This window comes from Chromobacterium sp. CV08 (assembly GCF_051129845.1).
Classification (GTDB): domain Bacteria; phylum Pseudomonadota; class Gammaproteobacteria; order Burkholderiales; family Chromobacteriaceae; genus Chromobacterium.
Map to the genome: position 1 here is coordinate 177,670 of NZ_CP150453.1, position 16,835 is coordinate 194,504.

General features: G+C 65.9%; 17 protein-coding genes. 11 read left to right on the top strand and 6 right to left on the bottom strand.

Translation table 11 applies throughout. From position 1 onward, the window contains the following. Window positions 1-56: 56 nt before the first annotated feature. Window positions 57-2,045 (bottom strand): transketolase, encoded by a 1,989-nt coding sequence (gene tkt / locus WNM05_RS00825; protein ID WP_434631654.1) that lies wholly within the window; start codon window positions 2,043-2,045, stop codon window positions 57-59. 243 nt (window positions 2,046-2,288) lie between these two features. On the opposite strand from tkt, the gene WNM05_RS00830 reads away from it, so the two are divergent. Then, entirely contained in the window at window positions 2,289-3,062 is a 774-nt protein-coding gene (locus WNM05_RS00830; RefSeq protein WP_434631656.1) for a BPSS1780 family membrane protein, read from the top strand. A gap of 9 nt (window positions 3,063-3,071) precedes the next feature. Here WNM05_RS00830 and WNM05_RS00835 read toward each other — a convergent pair whose 3' ends face one another. The 3 genes from WNM05_RS00835 to WNM05_RS00845 all read right to left on the bottom strand — a co-directional run bounded on the left by WNM05_RS00835 (window position 3,072) and on the right by WNM05_RS00845 (window position 4,787). Further along, entirely contained in the window at window positions 3,072-3,740 is a 669-nt protein-coding gene (locus WNM05_RS00835) for an O-methyltransferase (RefSeq protein WP_434631658.1), read from the bottom strand. 53 nt (window positions 3,741-3,793) lie between these two features. Next, the gene (locus WNM05_RS00840) at window positions 3,794-4,411 is read right to left on the bottom strand and encodes a glutathione S-transferase family protein (protein WP_434631659.1); all 618 of its coding nucleotides are present in this window, start codon (window positions 4,409-4,411) and stop codon (window positions 3,794-3,796) included. A 112-nt stretch (window positions 4,412-4,523) separates the two neighbouring features. Then, window positions 4,524-4,787: a hypothetical protein gene (locus WNM05_RS00845; protein WP_434631661.1), complete on the bottom strand. Its 264-nt coding sequence runs from the start codon at window positions 4,785-4,787 to the stop codon at window positions 4,524-4,526. A gap of 766 nt (window positions 4,788-5,553) precedes the next feature. On the opposite strand from WNM05_RS00845, the gene WNM05_RS00850 reads away from it, so the two are divergent. The 6 genes from WNM05_RS00850 (at window position 5,554) to WNM05_RS00875 (ending at window position 10,025) form a co-directional block, all read left to right on the top strand. Further along, window positions 5,554-5,847: a hypothetical protein gene (locus tag WNM05_RS00850; RefSeq protein ID WP_434631663.1), complete on the top strand. Its 294-nt coding sequence runs from the start codon at window positions 5,554-5,556 to the stop codon at window positions 5,845-5,847. An 18-nt stretch (window positions 5,848-5,865) separates the two neighbouring features. Then, window positions 5,866-6,780: a hypothetical protein gene (locus tag WNM05_RS00855; RefSeq protein ID WP_434631665.1), complete on the top strand. Its 915-nt coding sequence runs from the start codon at window positions 5,866-5,868 to the stop codon at window positions 6,778-6,780. Window positions 6,781-7,547: 767 nt separating this feature from the next. Continuing rightward, window positions 7,548-8,216 (top strand): hypothetical protein, encoded by a 669-nt coding sequence (locus WNM05_RS00860; RefSeq protein ID WP_434631667.1) that lies wholly within the window; start codon window positions 7,548-7,550, stop codon window positions 8,214-8,216. Between the two features lie 108 nt (window positions 8,217-8,324). Next, complete coding sequence (locus WNM05_RS00865) at window positions 8,325-8,618, top strand: hypothetical protein (RefSeq protein ID WP_434631668.1); 294 nt, start codon at window positions 8,325-8,327, stop codon at window positions 8,616-8,618. Window positions 8,619-8,833: 215 nt separating this feature from the next. Next, window positions 8,834-9,556, top strand: a complete 723-nt coding sequence (locus tag WNM05_RS00870; protein ID WP_434631670.1) for a helix-turn-helix transcriptional regulator — start codon at window positions 8,834-8,836, stop codon at window positions 9,554-9,556. A gap of 79 nt (window positions 9,557-9,635) precedes the next feature. Continuing rightward, the gene (locus WNM05_RS00875; protein ID WP_434631672.1) at window positions 9,636-10,025 is read left to right on the top strand and encodes a VOC family protein; all 390 of its coding nucleotides are present in this window, start codon (window positions 9,636-9,638) and stop codon (window positions 10,023-10,025) included. Between the two features lie 88 nt (window positions 10,026-10,113). Here WNM05_RS00875 and WNM05_RS00880 read toward each other — a convergent pair whose 3' ends face one another. Together WNM05_RS00880 and WNM05_RS00885 are read right to left on the bottom strand one after the other, a co-directional pair. Further along, on the bottom strand, window positions 10,114-11,502 hold the full coding sequence (locus WNM05_RS00880) for an aminopeptidase P family protein (protein ID WP_434631674.1): 1,389 nt from the start codon (window positions 11,500-11,502) through the stop codon (window positions 10,114-10,116). 102 nt (window positions 11,503-11,604) lie between these two features. Continuing rightward, window positions 11,605-12,816, bottom strand: coding sequence for a benzoate/H(+) symporter BenE family transporter (locus tag WNM05_RS00885; protein WP_434631676.1), 1,212 nt, complete (start codon window positions 12,814-12,816; stop codon window positions 11,605-11,607). A gap of 118 nt (window positions 12,817-12,934) precedes the next feature. Here WNM05_RS00885 and WNM05_RS00890 point away from each other — a divergent pair, with 118 nt between their 5' ends. From WNM05_RS00890 to WNM05_RS00905, 4 genes are read left to right on the top strand one after another with little or no spacing between them, the layout of a single operon-like run. Beyond that, window positions 12,935-14,359 (top strand): PLP-dependent aminotransferase family protein, encoded by a 1,425-nt coding sequence (locus WNM05_RS00890; protein WP_434631678.1) that lies wholly within the window; start codon window positions 12,935-12,937, stop codon window positions 14,357-14,359. Then, window positions 14,356-14,865: a GNAT family N-acetyltransferase gene (locus WNM05_RS00895; protein WP_434631679.1), complete on the top strand. Its 510-nt coding sequence runs from the start codon at window positions 14,356-14,358 to the stop codon at window positions 14,863-14,865. Before WNM05_RS00890 ends, WNM05_RS00895 begins: the two co-directional genes overlap by 4 nt. 14 nt (window positions 14,866-14,879) lie before the next feature. Next, the gene (locus tag WNM05_RS00900) at window positions 14,880-15,971 is read left to right on the top strand and encodes an NAD(P)/FAD-dependent oxidoreductase (protein ID WP_434631681.1); all 1,092 of its coding nucleotides are present in this window, start codon (window positions 14,880-14,882) and stop codon (window positions 15,969-15,971) included. A gap of 47 nt (window positions 15,972-16,018) precedes the next feature. Then, on the top strand, window positions 16,019-16,783 hold the full coding sequence (locus tag WNM05_RS00905) for a DeoR/GlpR family DNA-binding transcription regulator (protein WP_434631683.1): 765 nt from the start codon (window positions 16,019-16,021) through the stop codon (window positions 16,781-16,783). The last annotated feature ends 52 nt before the right edge of the window (window positions 16,784-16,835 follow it).

Below are 16,835 nucleotides of genomic sequence, written 5' to 3' on the forward strand. Positions count from 1 at the left end.
TACATGGTGTGGCGAAAAAAAGGCCATCGCGCTGCGGCGATGGCCGGACTGCTAAATCAGCGAAGCACGGCTCGGGTCTTGGCGACCACGCTTTCGACGGTGAAGCCGAACTCCTTGAACAGCTGGGCGGCCGGAGCCGATTCGCCGAAATGGTCGATGCCGACCACTTCGCCCTCCAGGCCGACATACTTGCGCCAGAAGTCCGGATGGCCGGCCTCGATGGCGACGCGCGGCAGGCCCGGCGTCAACACGCTCTGCTGCCAGGCCTTGTCCTGGGCGTCGAACACATTGGTGCAAGGCATCGACACCACGCGGACCGGCACGCCCTCGGCTGCCAGCGCTTCCTGCGCCTTCAGCGCCAGCTCCACCTCGGAGCCGGTGGCGATCAGCACCGCGCGGGCGCCGGCGGCGTCGCGCAGCACGTAGCCGCCTTTGCGGATCGCGGCGGTCTGCGCCTCGTCGCGGGCGACGAAGGGCAGGTTCTGCCGGCTCAGCACCAGGCTGGACGGCGTGGTCTTCTGCTCGATCGCGTGCGCCCAGGCCACCGCGGTCTCGGTGGTGTCGCACGGACGCCAGGTGTGGTGGTTGGGGATGTAGCGCAGCGTGGCGGTCTGCTCCACCGGCTGGTGGGTCGGGCCGTCCTCGCCGAGGCCGATCGAATCGTGGGTGAACACGAAGATCGGGTTGATCTTCATCAGCGAGGCCATGCGCAGCGCGTTGCGGGCGTATTCGCTGAACATCAGGAAGGTGCCGCCGTACGGGCGCAGGCCGCCGTGCAGCGTCATGCCGTTGATGATGGCCGACATGCCGAACTCGCGGACGCCGTAGCTGATGTAGTTGCCGCCGCCTTCACCGTCCAGCCACTTGGAGCCGGACCAGTTGGTCAGGTTGGAGCCGGTCAGGTCGGCCGAGCCGCCGACGAACTCGGGCAGCGACGGGGAGAATGCTTCCAGCGCGATCTGGCTGGCCTTGCGGGTGGCCACGGTCTGGGCGGCGTCGGCGATCTTGGCGATCGCGGCGGCCTGGGTCTCGGCCCAGCCGGCCGGCAGCTCGCCCGCCATCCGGCGCTCGAACTCGGCGGCCAGCTGCGGGTGGGCGGCGCGGTAGGCGTCGAAACGTTTCTGCCACTCGATCTCGGCGACGGCGCCCTTGTCGCGGGCGCTCCACTCGGCGTAGATCTCGGACGGGATCTCGAACGGCGCGTGCGGCCACTTCAGCCCTTCGCGCGCGGCGGCGATCTCGGCGGCGCCCAGCGGGGCGCCGTGGCAGTCGTGGCTGCCCTGCTTGGTGGGCGCGCCGAAACCGATGGTGGTCTTGCAGCAGATCAGCGTCGGCTTGTCGGCGCTCTTCTTCGCGGTGGCGATCGCGGTGGCGATCTCGGCCGGGTCGTGGCCGTTGACGTTGCGGATCACCTGCCAGCCGTAGGCCTCGAAGCGGGCCGGCGTGTCGTCGCTGAACCAGCCTTCGACGTGGCCGTCGATCGAGATGCCGTTGTCGTCCCAGAAGGCGACCAGTTTGTTCAGGCCCCAGGTGCCGGCCAGCGAGCAGGCCTCGTGGCTGATGCCTTCCATCAGGCAACCGTCGCCGAGGAAGGCGTAGGTGTAATGGTTGACGATATCATGGCCGTCGCGGTTGAATTGCGTGGCCAGCATCTTCTCGGCCAGCGCCATGCCGACGGCGTTGGTGATGCCCTGGCCCAGCGGGCCGGTGGTGGTTTCCACGCCCGGCGCGTAACCGTATTCCGGGTGGCCCGGCGTCTTGGAGTGCAGCTGACGGAAATTCTTGAGGTCGTCGATCGAGAGGTCGTAGCCGGACAGATGCAGCAGGCTGTAGATCAGCATCGAGCCGTGGCCATTGGAAAGGACGAAGCGGTCGCGATCGGCCCAGTCCGGATTGGCCGGATTGTGCTTCAGGTGATCGCGCCACAGGACTTCGGCGATGTCAGCCATACCCATCGGCGCGCCGGGGTGGCCGGATTTGGCCTTCTCCACGGCGTCCATCGACAGGAAACGGATGGCGTTGGCAAGCTCGGTGCGGGTAACCATTCGGTAAAACCTCAAGACTATTTGGGAACCGGAACGACGGTTCAACTCCTGCGCTCTGATGCCACCGGCGACAGGACCCTACCGTCGCGAAACCGCAGGATTATCGCCGATTTCGCCCATTGCCGGCAACCGGCCATACCGGCCGCAAAATGCGTAAAATCAGGTAGAACCATGCTTGAATGGAATGGTCAGTGCCTATTTCCCATCGATAACGGCGGCTAAACCGCCAGTTCGGAGAAGCCCATGCAGTCACCCGACACCTTCCATCCCCCCCGCAAAGTCGCCGCCGCCCGCGGCTGGCGCTGGTGCGTGGAAGCGTTCCACATCGTGCGCGAGCAACCGCTGACCTGGGTGCTGCTGACCCTGGTCTATCTGCTGATAGGCTTCGCCGTCAGCCTGGTGCCGGTGCTGGGCCGCTTCGCCGGCGCGCTGATCGGGCCGCTGTTCGGCGCCGGCTACGTGCTGGCCGCGCGCAAGTCCCAGCTGGGCGGGGAGCTGGAACTGGCCGACCTGTTCGAAGGCTTCCGCCGCGCGCCCGGCCCGCTGATCCTGGTCGGCGTCATCTACTTCGCGCTGGCGCTGGCCTCGGTGCTGGTGGTCACCGTCGGCGGCGTCGCCGTCGGCGCCACCGGCGGACTGCTGGGCCAGCAGGCGGCCGACGCCGGCCAGCACGCGGCGACGGCCACCGGCGCCGTCGGCGTGCTGCTGCTGGTGATGGCGGTGGTGATGTTCGTCGTCAGCCTGTGCTACTGGTTCGCGCCGGCGCTGGTGGTGCTGAACGGCGCCGCGCCGTGGCGGGCGATACGCGGCAGCCTGGCCGCCGGCCTGGCCAACTGGCGGCCGCTGCTGGTCGCCGCGCTGGCGCTGGGCCTGCTGCTGATCCCGGCGCTGCTGCCGCTGGGCCTGGGCCTGCTGCTGTGGATTCCGGTGGCCTTCGTCACCGCCTACACCAGCTGGCGCGACGTGTTCGGCCAGGAAGAGGCCCCGGCGGCGGTCGAAGCGCCGGCCCAGCTGTAAGAAAACGTCTCAACGCTCGACGATGGCCAGCGCGAAACCGTCGTAGCCCTTGCTGCCTACGGTCTGGATCGCGGTGGCCGACAGCCGCCGGTCGGCGCCCAAGAGCTCGATGAAGCGGCGGGTGCCGACGATGGCCGGGTCCGGGTTGGCCGGGTTCGCCACCTCGCCCTGGCGCGCGACATTGTCGCCGACGATGACGGTGCCGGGCCGCGACAGCTTCAGCGCCAGCTCCAGATACACCGGATTGTTCGGCTTGTCGGCGTCGATGAAGATCAGGTCGAACGGCGCCTCGCCGGCGTCTATCAATCGTTGCAGCGAGTCCGCCGCCGCGCCCTGAATGATGTCCACCTTGTCGGCCAGGCCGGCGCGCGCCAGATTGGCGGCCGCCACCTCGACATGCCTGGGCTCGTATTCCAGCGTCAGCAGCCGGCCGCCGGCCGGCAAGGCCCGCGCCAGCCAGATCGCGCTGTAGCCGCCCAGCGTGCCGATCTCCAGAATCCGACTGGCGCCATGGATGCGCGCCAGCAGATTCAGGAACTTGCCCTGGTTCGGCGCCACATTGATCGCCGGCAGCCCGGCGGCGGCGCTGGCGGCCAGCGCCGCGTCCAGCGCCTTGTCCGGCCCGACCAGCTGCCGGCAGAAATAATCGTCCACTTCGCTCCAACGTGCGTCCTGCATACCTGCTCCCCTTACTCAGGAAAAAGCCGCGCGCGGCGGCGTATCGTCCATCCTCAGGCCACGCCGTCGCCGCCATGGGCCAGATAGGCCGGACGGCGGCGCAGCCGCTCGAAATACGCTTCCGTCTTCGGCAGGACCGGCTTGTCGAACGGCGTCAGCAGCCAGCGCTGCACCGACACGCCCAGCGCGACGTCGGCCAGCGTGAACGCGTCGCCCAGCACCCAGCCATCGCCCAGCTGCGACTCCAGCAGCGCCATCTGCTTCTTCCAGGCCGCCACGCTGTCGGCGATGCGCGCCGGATCGCGGTGCTCCGGGCTGTTGCGGCTCAGCGCGTGAAAGGCGTAGGACCAGGCGGGATTCAGATCGGCGGCCTGCCAGTCCATCCAGCGCTCGACGGCGGCGCGCGCGGCCGGATCGGCCGGCAGCAGGTCGTGGCGGCCATGCTTCGCGGCCAGGTAGCGGCAGATGGTGTTGGACTCGGACAGCACGACGTCGCCGTCGACCAGCGCCGGAATCATCGCGAACGGATTCAGCGCCAGGAATTCCGGATCGGAAACCGGACGCACGCCGCGCCCCCAATCCTCGCGCTGATAGTCGAGGCCGATTTCATGGCAGGTCCACAAGACCTTGCGGACGTTGATCGAGCTGCTGCGGCCCAGGATGCGAAGCATGGTGCGGTCCTTGTCGGAAACGGGATGCCGACCAGTGTAATCCGGAACATGCGGCAAGCATATGGCGCGCGAGGAAAGCGCGCCGGAACGAAGCGGAGAAACCGGCCGGGCGCTATTCCAGCCCGGAGCGCAGCAGCCGGGCGTGCAGCACCATATTCTCCAGCGTCAGCCGCGCGGTGGCGGCCAGATAGACCAGCATGCGCTTGGCCTGGTCCGGCTCCTCGGCGCGGAACACCAGCTCCCGCTCCAGCAGCGAATCGACGATCAGCTCGCGCAGATTCTGTTCGTCGAACGGCAGGTCGGCATAGTCGATAGGGTCCTCCGACTCCACATCCTCCATCAGGCACAGCAGGTTTTCACGGCTAAGCGCATCCATGGCCTTCCCTCCGGTTCCCGAACATCGACGACACGTTGACACGTAGGGTGCGTCACCCGAAGGGCGACGCACTGCTGGGCTTGTCAGTTTGAGTGTAGTGGATGGGAGTTTGTGTCCGCTTCGCGGACGATGATTTTCATGGCGGGGCTGCCCGCCGGGCAGGCTGGGGGGCTGCGCGGCCAGCCTTAACCTCTAATTCACTTAGGGGTACACCGGTTCGACTCTACACAGTAGAGCGTCCCTACCAGTCCCCACTGACAGTATTCAAGTTCCTAGAGCTTTATGCCGAAGTAGAATCGGTACCTTGATGAGGTAGCAGCGGGTACGATGGTAACTTAGCGGTAGCAAGACGGTGAACTCTCCAAGACTCTTGTAGTTGTACAGCCACATGGTCACAGGATAGTCAGAACAACGTTCTCATAAAGCTAGAGCTTCTAGCATTCTTGGGCTATGCTCCGGGCAGAAGCGGGCTTCTACCACTTAGCAATGGAATTGCTTCTTTTCTAAATATTAGGTGACTGTGCTCGACTGCATAAATGGTTGGTTGTTTTTTACATCAATAATGAATTGCCAATGAAATTGATATAATCAAATAGCATGTCAATTCTTTCCAACCTCTCCGTATTATCGCTGAATAGATAAATAATGCTTTAACTCTACATGAAAGCATTATGCGCTATAAGAAGCAATCGAACAAAGCATTTAACTTGTCTGCCAAATCATTTACGGCCCTATTCTTTCTATAACTACGTGATAAGGCATAAACATGAAACTCAACAATATACTATCTGAAGAATTACCAGACATTGATGACTCTATCAAAGAGTGTGTTAATTTTGGGAAATGGCTACTATTTAAATCAGAAGAGTTAACAGAAGCCGACCCAGAAGCTGCTTACTTCTTAAAGGTTGGTTCAAAAATATTTGAGCTTAATGCAAGAGGTAGTGTGTTAAAAACACTCGAAAATCAAGATTCGTCTATTTCTATAGATGAGCTTTTTTACTTCTCTGACATAGATAGGCCAACCTCTTTAAGTAATACAAATCTAATTTTTCACTAAATTGAAACTAATCACCACATGAGCCTAATCGCCAGCAAAACGAAATGGGTGCTTTTTCTGTCAAGCTCTAGCCAAGCAGAAGAGAGACATATTTTTGATCTGGCTTTTGGCGTGCATTGCTTAGAGCTTGCAGGCATTCTACCAGTTGATATACACATCTATATTGATGGAAGCAATAGAAATCAAATATCTCAATGCCTGTCTATAGGCACCAATAATAATTACACTATTAAAACAACTTCAGACTTTTTTTCAGATAACAAGCACAATCAATACGAGAATTTGGTTCTATTTATTACTGGCCATGGCGGACTTAATGGGATTGAGGCCTCCTCTCCCATTACCCCTTACATGCTATTGAGCTGCATTAAGAGCACTCCAAATCTTAATCGGGCTATTTTATATCTAGGCCAATGCTATGCCGGGACATTTAACTATATTAATGCAGGAAAAAAAACAATCCTATCACACCATAGCTTCCCCTCATCTCAACCAATCAATGATCCTGAAATAATTGTAGTTGGTGCGACAAGCTTACACGAGAGTTTAAGCTCATCTACAAATGAGAAGCTTTCCAAAGGAGATCTATGTTGGCTTGCAAATGTTTTTCTGTTACATGTATTTAAATGGATATCGGCACCAGTCGATGTAGATGGCGATGGAAAAAAAACAGTTATTGATTCCTACAAATATGCAGGGGCCTTATCTAACAGTAAAAATAAAATGCTGAAGGTGACATTTTTAGGAAAAGCTATTATGTTACATAACCTTCTGTTCGCAGCAAATGCTACATATCAAGCCAATCCCACCCCTCAGAATCAGTTAAATCGAGATGCACTCCTCCAACAATATAATGATGCGATAGATCTTATCTATGTTCATCAAGAGTGTTGGATCCTCAATGCCATTCCCGCACAGTCAATAGTTTTTTAAAAATCAAGCATAAGCTTTGCTTATCAATTACTATTTCCCCAACAAATGGGTAAAACAAGCTCAAATAGGCCTAGAAATAATCTAAAAGGCCAAGATGTACATCACTTGCCCCCATCCCCCTTCAGCGCGCGCCGGTCAAAAATCGCCCGGCCAGGTTTTAAGCCGGCGCATGTTTGAGCGGCGCGACGTTAGCGCGACGCGAGTTCGCCGGCGCCTGGCCGGGCGGTTTTTGATCGGGGTTTCGCGCGGTGTGGGGGCGGCCTGGGGGTGCCGGGGGGCTGGCCGCGCAGCCCCCTGGCCCGCCCGCCGGGCGGAACCCAACGTTGTACAGGACCGACTTATCTAGGAAGCCCCTGGCTATCAGCCCTCTTTCGTTGTTCCCACCTTCTGCCGCTGTTAGAATTTCCAACGGTGCTGAACACACCGACACACTAGCGGTTGCCTCGCCCGACAGACGAGGTCCTTGCGTCCATGGCTTTCACAGTCGCGCCCTGCTCTTGGTGCGTCTGCCGCTTATGGCCGGGTAGCGCGTCTGTCGAAAAATAGCCCGCAAGGGCTAAGGCAGCGGGCCGTCTAGTGTCGGTGTTCAAGTACCTGGCCGCCCCTCTGAACAGGGGGTTTCCGCATGGATAAAACACTAGGAGCCTCATCATGGATGCTCGTTTTGTTGTATTCGCCTTTTCTCTCCGCTTCGCCCCCCACCACCTCCCATCCACGCCATGCCTGCCGATCCGGCACGGCAGCGACCGCCGCTGGGAGCCCCGACCATGAACCACCACATCGACCTCGACGTTAACGCCCCGCTGCGCCTCGACTACGCCAAAGACCTCCCGCTGCGCGTGGTCCGCCGTCAGGAAGGCTTCTGGTTCGTCGCCGCCGAAATCGCCGCCGCGCTGCAACAGGACGCGGACGCGTTGCTGAAAACGCTGGAAGCCCCGGCCGGCCGCCTGTTGCTCTTGGCCGGAGAGAAGGAGCCGGTGCTGTGCCTGTCCGAAGGCGAGCTGAACGAGGCGACTAGGAGGGTGAGGAAACCGGGTGCGCGGCGGTTGCGGCGCTGGTGGCAGGAGGACACGCGTCCGGCATTGCTGCATGAAGGCAGCCCGGCCACCACGGCGGAGAGCCTGCACCTGGCGTTGGCGCTGGCGGCCGAAGCCGCCCAACAGGTTGGGCGGGCGGTGATGGAGGCGGTGCTGCGCGGACCGGGGCCGTGGCAGCATTCGCGCTGGGTGGTGGCGCTGGACTACGAGCGCCGCAACAAGCAGCGCTGGCCGCACGGCAAGCTGATCGGCCTGAACAGCTCCGTCGCCACGCTGGAGGGCCTGGCCGAACTGATCGCCAAGCCGGGGCGGATGCCGGTCAACAACGCCGACCTGGTCAAGCTGGCCGCCGCCTGCCACCTGCGGCTGGCCGAGCGGATGGGACGGATCGCCGGCTGAGCGTCGGGGAGCGCCCCACGAATCGGCCGCGCTCCCTTTCCCATCCGCGTGCATCCATCCCTACAATGCAAAGAGGTCCACGCACCGCCGCCAGGCACAGGAGACACCATGAAATCGATAGCCGCCATCGTCATCGCATTGACGAGCATGACCGCCTACGCGGACAACGCCGGCGTCAATTGCAGCCTGTACAGCAACTCCCGGGACCAGTTCTCCGTCTCGCACTGGGAAGACACGCTGCGCAACCAGGGCACGCAGCAGATATCGGATTTCTATCGCGAGAAGCAGGGCGTGCTGAGCGCTTGCCCGCTGGACAGCTTCTCTCGCCGAAATGTCGAGAACGCCATGCAGGCCGCCCGGAATCTGCTGGATCAGGCCAACAACGCCAAGCAAAAGAAATGACGCGCGCGGGCCGCCCGGACACGCGCTGTGGATAAGAATGGATTTTTCGGACGACTGTGGATAAGCCCGCCCGAGCGACGGCCGCCGCCGGATTCCGCGCCCGCCGCCTGATCGCGGCCCCATCTGTGGACCGCCCGACCGGCGGGCTCATTGTTCCCCCCTCGCCCCGGCGCTAAACTTGCAGGTTTCGCCCTCCGAAAACCGCGATCGCCACCATGCGCAAAGCCGAACGCCTGTTCCAGCTGGTCAACCTGATCCGCGCCCGCCAGCCCATCACTGCGGCGGAGCTGGCCGGCCGGCTGGATGTGTCGGTGCGCAGCATCTACCGCTATATCGACGACCTGTCGGTCAACGGCATCCCGATCTACGGCGAGGCCGGGGTCGGCTATCGGCTGGACGAGAATTTCGAATTGCCGCCGCTGACGCTGACCTCGGCCGAGCTGGAGGCGCTGACGCTGGCCACCGACATGCTGTCGCGCGCGGTCGGCAACGATTTGAGCCGGGCGGCGCAGAGCCTGCTGGCCAAGATCTACGCCAGCCTGCCCGACGCGCGCGCCCGCGGCGGCGACGGCGCGGTGCTGGCCTTCACCACGCCGTTCGACGACGCGCACAAGGCGCGCTGGGACAAGCTGCACCAGGCCATCACCGAGCGCGCCGCGCTGGAGATCGACTATTTCAGCCTGGAGCGGCGCCGCACCCGGCGCGCGGTGTTTCCGCTGGGCCTGTTGTACTGGGGCGGCAAGTGGACGCTGGTGGCCTGGTGCTGCCTGCGCGGCGATTACCGCAGCTTCCGCGTCGACCTGATCCAGTCGCTGCAGCGGGCCGAATCGCCGCCGCCGCCGGCCCACGCCAGCCTGACCGATTATCTGCGCCGCCAGCAGCAGGCGTGGCAGCCGGAAGAGGCCACTGACAATACGCTGTCAGCAGAGGAAAAATAAACTGTTCCGATGCCAGGACGGCAGCGGACGAGCTTCCCGCCGTTCACAGGCCGATACGCCATCAACAAAGGACAAGTTTATGAAGCGCGCCCCCTTCGCCGCCTGCCTGGCGGTACACGATATCGGCGAGACCCTGGACTTCTTCGAGTCGCTCGGCTACCGGGTCGGCCGCGACGGCGTCTCGCAGCACGGGGCCGTGCATCCGGTCAGCGAGCGCGACACCGTGCTGTTCATGGTGCAGTCGGTGACCCAGGCCAATGCCTTCATGCCGCGGATGCCGGCCAGCGTCAGCCCGGCCAGCGCGATGTTCTATCTGTACGTCGACGACATCTTCGCCAAGCTCGATCAGGTCGGCGACAAGATAGACATCATCGCCAAGTACGAGGACGACCGCTGCCGGGTCTGCTATTTCCCCGATCCCAACGGCTATGTGTTCGCCTTCGTCGAGATGGCGGACGACGCGCGCTGAGCCGGACGGCGGCCCGCGGCCGCGCGATCGGGCGACCAAGAAAAACCCCGCGCCTGGGCGCGGGGTTTTCCGTTCGGCGGCCGGCGGCTCAGACCGCCATCACCGCTTCGACTTCCTCCACCGTCTTCGGGATCGGCTCGCCCAGCACGCGGCTGCCGTCGTCGGTGACCAGCACATTGTCCTCGATGCGGATGCCGCCGAAATCGGCGTATTCGCGGAACTTGGCGTAGTCGATGTACTGGCTGTGGCGGCCCTCCTTCTCCCAGGCCTCGATCAGCGCCGGGATGAAGTAGATGCCCGGCTCCACCGTCACCACCATGCCGGCCTTCAGCGGCTTGCCCAGCCGCAGGTAGCCGAGGCCGAACAGCGGGCTGCGCTCGGCGCCGTCGCCGTAGCCGACCAGGTCCTCGCCCAGCGCTTCCATATCGTGCACGTCCATGCCGATCTGGTGGCCCAGGCCGTGCGGGAAGGCGATGGCGTAGGCGCCGGATTCGACGATCTCGTCGGCGTCGCCGCGGAAGAAGCCCAGCCCGGCCATACGCTCCACCATCACGGCGGCGGACAGCTTGTGGATGTCCTGGTATTTGACGCCCGGCTTGACGGCGGCGATCGCGGCTTCCTGCATCTCCAGCACGATCTCGTACAGTTCGCGCTGGCGGGTGGAGAACTTGCCGCCGACCGGGAAGGTGCGGGTGATGTCGCTGGCGTAGCCGCCGCCGCTGGCACAGCCGGTGTCGTTCAGCACCAGGTCGCCCTGCTGCAGCACGTGGCCGTGGCCGTGGTTGTGCAGCACTTCGCCGCGCTTGGAGAAGATGGACGGATAGGCCAGCTGCCAGTCGTGGCGGCGCATGATGCCTTCCATGATGCCGACCACCTGGTATTCCAGCACGCCCGGCTTGGCGTTCTGCATCGCGGCGATGTGCATCGCGTGGGTGACGCCGAGCGCGGCTTCCATTTCGGCGATTTCCTCGTCGCCCTTGATCTCGCGCAGCGCCACGACGGCGCGGGTCAGTGCCGGCGAAAAGCCGTCCTTGACCTTGGCCGGGTGCGTGTCCAGCAGCCGGCCCATCTCGATCAGCGTCTCGCCGCGGTACGGCGCCAGATAGTGGACCGGACGGCCGGCGGCGCGGGCCTCGGCCACCGCCTGCGCCAGTTCGGCGTACGGGCGGCTGCGTTCGACGGCGGCGCCGGCGGCGCGCTCGGCCAGGCTGGGCAGCGGGCCGGTCCAGACGATGTCGGCCACGTCCGGATCATTGCCGAACAGCGTCGCGACGCCGCTGTCGGCGTCGATGACGCCGGCAAGGCCGGGCTCGTTCAGACCGAAGAAGTAGCGGAAGCTGGAGTCCTGCACGAAGGGCAGGGTGTTGTCGTGGTAGTTCATCGGCGAGTCGACGTTGCCGACGAACAGCAAGAGGCCGGACAGGCCGGCCTGCTTCAGGCCGGCGCGGCGCAGGGCGTAGACGGAAGGGGCGAACATGCTTTTCTCCTTGGCCGCATGACGGCTTGGGAACGCTCATGCGGAATATTGTATGCAGCCGCCTAACTTATCACGCGCCGGCCACGGCGGCCAGCCGCCGCCTCAGCGCGCGGCCGTTTCGCCGGCCCTTTCCCGCGTGGCGTTGACCGGGCTCAGCAGCCGGCACAGCAGGCCGCCGGCCAGCATCGCCCACAGCGGCGCGCCGAGGCCGGCGATGCTGATGCCGGAGGCGGCCACGACGAAGGTCAGCAGCGCCGCCTCGCGGTGTTCGGCGTCGGCCAGCGCGGCGCCCAGCGACGAGGCCAGCGTGCCGAACAGCGCCAGCCCGGCGGCGGCCACCACCAGCGCCTGCGGCAGCAGCAGCACCAGCGCCGCCAGCGCGCCGCCCATCAGGCCCAGGCCGATGTAGAGCAGGCCGCAGAACAGGCCGGCGACGTAGCGGCGGCCGCGGTCCGGATGCGCTTCCGGCCCGGTGCAGATGGCGGCGATGATCGCGGCCAGCGTGACGCCGTGGCCGCCGAACGGCGCCGTCAGCAGCGAGGCGACGCCCAGCGCCGTCACCGGCGAGCGCGCCGGCAAGTCGTAGCCGGACGCGCGCAGCACCGCCATGCCGGGCAGGAACTGGCTGGTCAGCGCCAGCAGCGCCAGCGGCAGCGCCAGGTTGACGAAGGCGGTCCACGACCAGGCCGGCATCGTCAGCACCGGGCCTGCGAGGCCGGACAGCGCGCCGGCGGCCGGGGCGTGGATACGCCCCTGGACGGCGCACAGCGCCACGCCCAGCGCCAGCGCCGCCAGCAGCGACCAGCGCGGGAAGAAGCGCCGGCCGGCGAAGAACAGCGCCGCCATCGGCAATACCAGCGCCAGCTCGCGCCCGGCCTCGGCCACCGTCTCGCCGACGAAGCGGAACAGGATGCCGCCCAGCAGCGCGGCCGCCAGCGCCGGCGGAAACAGCGCCATCAGCCGGTCGAACAGGCCGCTCGCGCCGACCAGGGCGACGATGGCCGCCGCGGCGACGAAGGCGCCCACCGCCTCCGGATACGGCGTGCCGGGCAGGGCGGTCAACAGCAGCGCCGCGCCCGGCGTGCTCCAGGCGGCGATCACCGGGGCCTTCCAGCGCCAGCTCAGCCAGGCGCCGGCCACGCCGGAGCCTATCGACACCGCCCACACCCAGGAGCCGAGCTGGGCGGCGCCGAGGCCGGCCGACTGCGCGGCGTGGACGATGATCAGGAAGGGGCCGGAATAGCCGACCAGCAGCGCCAGCACGGCGGCCAGCAGGGAGGAGGGCGCGGCGTCGCGCCGCAGGGTTTGCCACATGGAAGCTCTCGCCAATCGGTATCGATGGCGCGAGCATGCCATGGCGGCGACCGTCGCCTCTGCTACACCTGCGGCAAACAGTTTGTGCCCGCCGCAATCTGTTTGATATAACAGTTTGATGGAAGCGATCTACCAGGACATCGCCTGCCGCCTGCAGGCCCGCATCGACGCCGGCGAGTTTCCGCCGGGCAGCCGGCTGCCGTCGGTGCGGCAGCTGGCCGCGCAGCATCAGGTCAACAATCTGACCGCGCTGGCCGCCTACCGTTGGCTGGAAGCGCGGCAGCGGGTGGTGGCGCGGCCGCGCGCCGGCTTCTTCGCCGCGCCGCCGGCCGGGACCGACAGCCCGGTCGCCCGCGTGCTGCCGTCGCCGGCGGCGCTGGTGGACGTGGACAACCGGATGTCGCGGCTGGTGGAATTGTCGGCGTCCGACGTGGCGGTGCAGCTGCACATGGCCGAGGCCCACCACAGCCTGTACCCGTCGGCTGAGCTGGCGCGCCGCCTGCAGCAGGCGCTGCTGCAGCGGCCGGAGCTGATCGGCGCCCACCTGCCGGCCGCCCAGAGCGACCGGCTGTACGGACTGATGCGGCGGCTGGCCGCCGGCTGGCAGCTGGAGCTGCCGACCGACCGGATCCTGTTCTGCAACGGCATCACCGAGGGCATAGGCCTGGCGTTGCGCCATCTGACCCGGCCCGGCGACACGGTGGCGGTGGAGACGCCGGTCTATTTCGGCCTGCTGCAGACGCTGGCGGCGCTGGGACTGAAGGCGCTGGAGATTCCGTGCACGCCGGACGCCGGCCTGTCGCTGGAGGCGCTGGAGTTCGCGCTGCGCCACGGCCCGCCGGTGCGCTGCCTGGTCACGGTGCCGCATTTCCAGAACCCCACCGGCGCCCTGATGCCGGACGACAACAAGAAGCGGCTGCTGGCGCTGTCGCGCCGCCACGGCCTGACCATCATCGAGGACGACGTCTTCGGCGAGCTGTATTTCGGCACGCGGCGGCCGACGCCGCTGAAGGCCTGGGACCGCGACGGCGACGTGATCTACTGCGCCTCGTTCACCAAGAGCCTGGCGCCGTCGTTCCGGCTGGGCTGGCTGTCCGGCGGCCGCCACCACGCGGCGCTGGAGCGGCTGCGCGCCAGCAACAGCCTGGTCAGCCCGACGCTGTTGCTGGGCGTGCTGTCCGACCTGTTGGCCAGCGGCGATTACGTCCGCTTCGGCAATCAGCTGCGCGCGCGGCTGGCCGGCCAGATGGAAACGGTGGCCGACGCGGTGCTGGCGGCCTTCCCGGCCGGCACCCGGCTGCGGCGGCCCCGCGGCGGCCTGCTGCTGTGGGTGGAGGGGCCGGAGGCGCTGGACAGCGCGCGGCTGCTGCAGGCGGCGCTGGCGGAGTCGATCAGCTTCGCGCCCGGCATGCTGTTCTCGGCCGAACCCCGCTTCGGCCACTGCCTGCGCTTGAATTTCGGCCAACCGTGGGACGCGGCGCAGCAGGCCGCCATCGTCCGGCTGGGACAGCTGGCCGCCGAACAACTGGAGACGCGACGATGAATCCGCAACCGACGATACGGCCGGCCCGGCCGGACGATCTGCCCGCGCTGGCCGGCATAGAGCGCCGCGCCGCCGCGCTGTTCGCGCCGGAGGACCTGCCGCCGGCGCTGCGCGGCGAGACCGTGCCGGCGCCGACGCTGAGGCAGGCGCAGGCCGACGGCCTGCTGTGGGTGGCCGAGGACGGCGGCCGGCTGGCCGGCTTCGCGCTGGCCGAATGGCTGGACGGCCGGCTGCACCTGGCCGAGATGGACGTGGACCCGGACCACGGCCGCCGCGGCATCGGCGCCGCGCTGCTGGCGCACATGGTGGAACAGGCCGCGCGGCTGGGCTGCGACGCCGTCACGCTGACCACCTTCGACCATCTGCCGTGGAACGCGCCGTTCTACCGCCGCCACGGTTTCGCCGACATCGCGCCGGCGCCGGCTTCGCCGCTGGCGGCGCGGCTCTGCGCCGAGGCCGAGGCCGGCCTGTCCCGGCGCGTCGCGCTGCGGCGCGATCTGGTCTGAACCGGAGACGCGATATGGAACGGGTGGAATGCGTGGTGATAGGCGCCGGCGTCGTCGGCCTGGCGGTCGCGCGGGCGCTGGCCGCGGCCGGCCGCGAAGTGCTGGTCGTCGAGGCGGAGCAGGCCATAGGCCAGCACGCGTCCAGCCGCAACAGCGAGGTGATACACGCCGGCCTGTACTACCCGAGCGGCAGCCTGAAGGCGCGGCTGTGCGTGGCCGGACGTGACGCGCTGTACCGCTATTGCGCCGAGCGGGCGATTCCGCACCGGCGGCTGGGCAAGCTGATCGTCGCCGGCCATGACGGCCAGCTGGCCGGGCTCGCCGCGCTGGAGGCGCAGGCGCGCGCCAACGGCGTCGCCGACATCCGCCGGCTGACGGCCGACGAGGCGCGCGCGCTGGAGCCGGCTCTCGATTGCGCCGCGGCGCTGCTGTCGCCGTCCACCGGCATCGTCGACAGCCACGCGCTGATGCTGTCCTTGCTCGCCGACGCCGAGGCCGCCGGCGCGCAGCTGGCGCTGGCGTCGCCGGTGGAGGGCGGCGCAATCGCCGCCGACGGCATCGTGTTGCGCGCCGCCGGCATCGAATTCTTGGCCGACAAGGTGGTCAACGCCGCCGGCCTGTTCGCCCCGGACGTCGCCCGCACCGTCGCCGGCCTGCCCGCCGCCTGCATCCCGACCGCCCGCTACGCGCGCGGCGTCTATTTCTCGCTGCAGGGCCGCTCGCCGTTCTCGCGGCTGATCTACCCGCTGCCGGAGGCGGGCGGCCTGGGCAGCCACCTGACGCTGGACCTGGGCGGCCAGGCCCGCTTCGGCCCGGACGTCGAATGGGTGGACGGCGTCGACTACCGCGTCGACCCGGCGCGCGCGGCCGCCTTCTACCGCGCCGTGCGCGCCTGGTGGCCGCAGCTGCCGGACGGCGCGCTGTCGCCCGGCTACGCCGGCATACGCGCCAAGATCGCCGGCCCCGGCGAGCCGGACGCCGACTTCGTCATCCAGGGCCCGGCCGAACACGGCGCGCCCGGCCTGGTCAATCTGTTCGGCATAGAATCGCCGGGCCTGAGCAGCTGCCTGGCCATCGCCGACACGGTTCGCGCGCTGCTGGACTAGCGGCAAATCGCTTACAATCGTCCGCAACAAGCGGAGAAACAACAACAATGCTGATCCTGAATCAACGTCAACAAGCGCTGCTGGACATGGTCAAGCGCGAGAGCTACGTCAGCGTGGAGAAGCTGGCCGAGCACTTCGACGTCACCCGCCAGACGATACGCCGCGACATCGCGCTGTTGGCCGAGCACCAGCAGCTGCAGCGCTACCACGGCGGCGCCAGCGTGCTGTCCAGCGTAGAGAACGTCGCCTACCAGGCGCGGCAGGTGCTGTGCATAGAGGAGAAACGCCGCATCGCCCGCTGCCTGGCGCGCCACATCCCGGACAACGCCTCGCTGTTCATCAACCTCGGCACCACCACCGAGGAAGTGGCCAAGGCGCTGCACCGCCACCGCGGCCTCAGGGTGATCACCAACAATCTGCACGTGGCCGAGCAGATGTGCGACTACCCGGACTGCGAGGTCATCGTGCTGGGCGGCACGCTGAGAAAGCGCGACCGCGGCCTGACCGGCGAGGCCACCGTGCAGCTGATCCGCCAGTTCCGCGTCGACTACGGCATCATCGGCGTCTCCAGCATCGAGACCGACGGCACGCTGCGCGACTACGACTACCGCGAGGTGCGCACCACCGAGGCCATCATCCAGCAGTCGCGCCAGGTCTTCCTGGCCGCCGACCACAGCAAGTTCGACCGGCCGGCGCTGGTGGAGCTGGGCCGGCTCGCCCAGATCGCCGCGCTATTCACCGACAAGCCGGTGCCGCCGGCGATCGCCCGGCTGATGCAGGAAGCCGGCACCCAGCTGCACATCGCGGAATAGGCCGCGCCCGCCTGCCGGAATACTCTGCAAGCATTTGTTGGCGGGGCCGCTG

Bases quoted from the DNA above. Each gene is read 5' to 3' on its own strand.
- tkt (WP_434631654.1), bottom strand. From the start codon at position 2,045: ATGGTTACCCGCACCGAGCTTGCCAACGCCATCCGTTTCCTGTCGATG.
- WNM05_RS00830 (WP_434631656.1), top strand. From the start codon at position 2,289: ATGCAGTCACCCGACACCTTCCATCCCCCCCGCAAAGTCGCCGCCGCC.
- WNM05_RS00835 (WP_434631658.1), bottom strand. From the start codon at position 3,740: ATGCAGGACGCACGTTGGAGCGAAGTGGACGATTATTTCTGCCGGCAG.
- WNM05_RS00840 (WP_434631659.1), bottom strand. From the start codon at position 4,411: ATGCTTCGCATCCTGGGCCGCAGCAGCTCGATCAACGTCCGCAAGGTC.
- WNM05_RS00845 (WP_434631661.1), bottom strand. From the start codon at position 4,787: ATGGATGCGCTTAGCCGTGAAAACCTGCTGTGCCTGATGGAGGATGTG.
- WNM05_RS00850 (WP_434631663.1), top strand. From the start codon at position 5,554: ATGAAACTCAACAATATACTATCTGAAGAATTACCAGACATTGATGAC.
- WNM05_RS00855 (WP_434631665.1), top strand. From the start codon at position 5,866: ATGAGCCTAATCGCCAGCAAAACGAAATGGGTGCTTTTTCTGTCAAGC.
- WNM05_RS00860 (WP_434631667.1), top strand. From the start codon at position 7,548: ATGAACCACCACATCGACCTCGACGTTAACGCCCCGCTGCGCCTCGAC.
- WNM05_RS00865 (WP_434631668.1), top strand. From the start codon at position 8,325: ATGAAATCGATAGCCGCCATCGTCATCGCATTGACGAGCATGACCGCC.
- WNM05_RS00870 (WP_434631670.1), top strand. From the start codon at position 8,834: ATGCGCAAAGCCGAACGCCTGTTCCAGCTGGTCAACCTGATCCGCGCC.
- WNM05_RS00875 (WP_434631672.1), top strand. From the start codon at position 9,636: ATGAAGCGCGCCCCCTTCGCCGCCTGCCTGGCGGTACACGATATCGGC.
- WNM05_RS00880 (WP_434631674.1), bottom strand. From the start codon at position 11,502: ATGTTCGCCCCTTCCGTCTACGCCCTGCGCCGCGCCGGCCTGAAGCAG.
- WNM05_RS00885 (WP_434631676.1), bottom strand. From the start codon at position 12,816: ATGTGGCAAACCCTGCGGCGCGACGCCGCGCCCTCCTCCCTGCTGGCC.
- WNM05_RS00890 (WP_434631678.1), top strand. From the start codon at position 12,935: ATGGAAGCGATCTACCAGGACATCGCCTGCCGCCTGCAGGCCCGCATC.
- WNM05_RS00895 (WP_434631679.1), top strand. From the start codon at position 14,356: ATGAATCCGCAACCGACGATACGGCCGGCCCGGCCGGACGATCTGCCC.
- WNM05_RS00900 (WP_434631681.1), top strand. From the start codon at position 14,880: ATGGAACGGGTGGAATGCGTGGTGATAGGCGCCGGCGTCGTCGGCCTG.
- WNM05_RS00905 (WP_434631683.1), top strand. From the start codon at position 16,019: ATGCTGATCCTGAATCAACGTCAACAAGCGCTGCTGGACATGGTCAAG.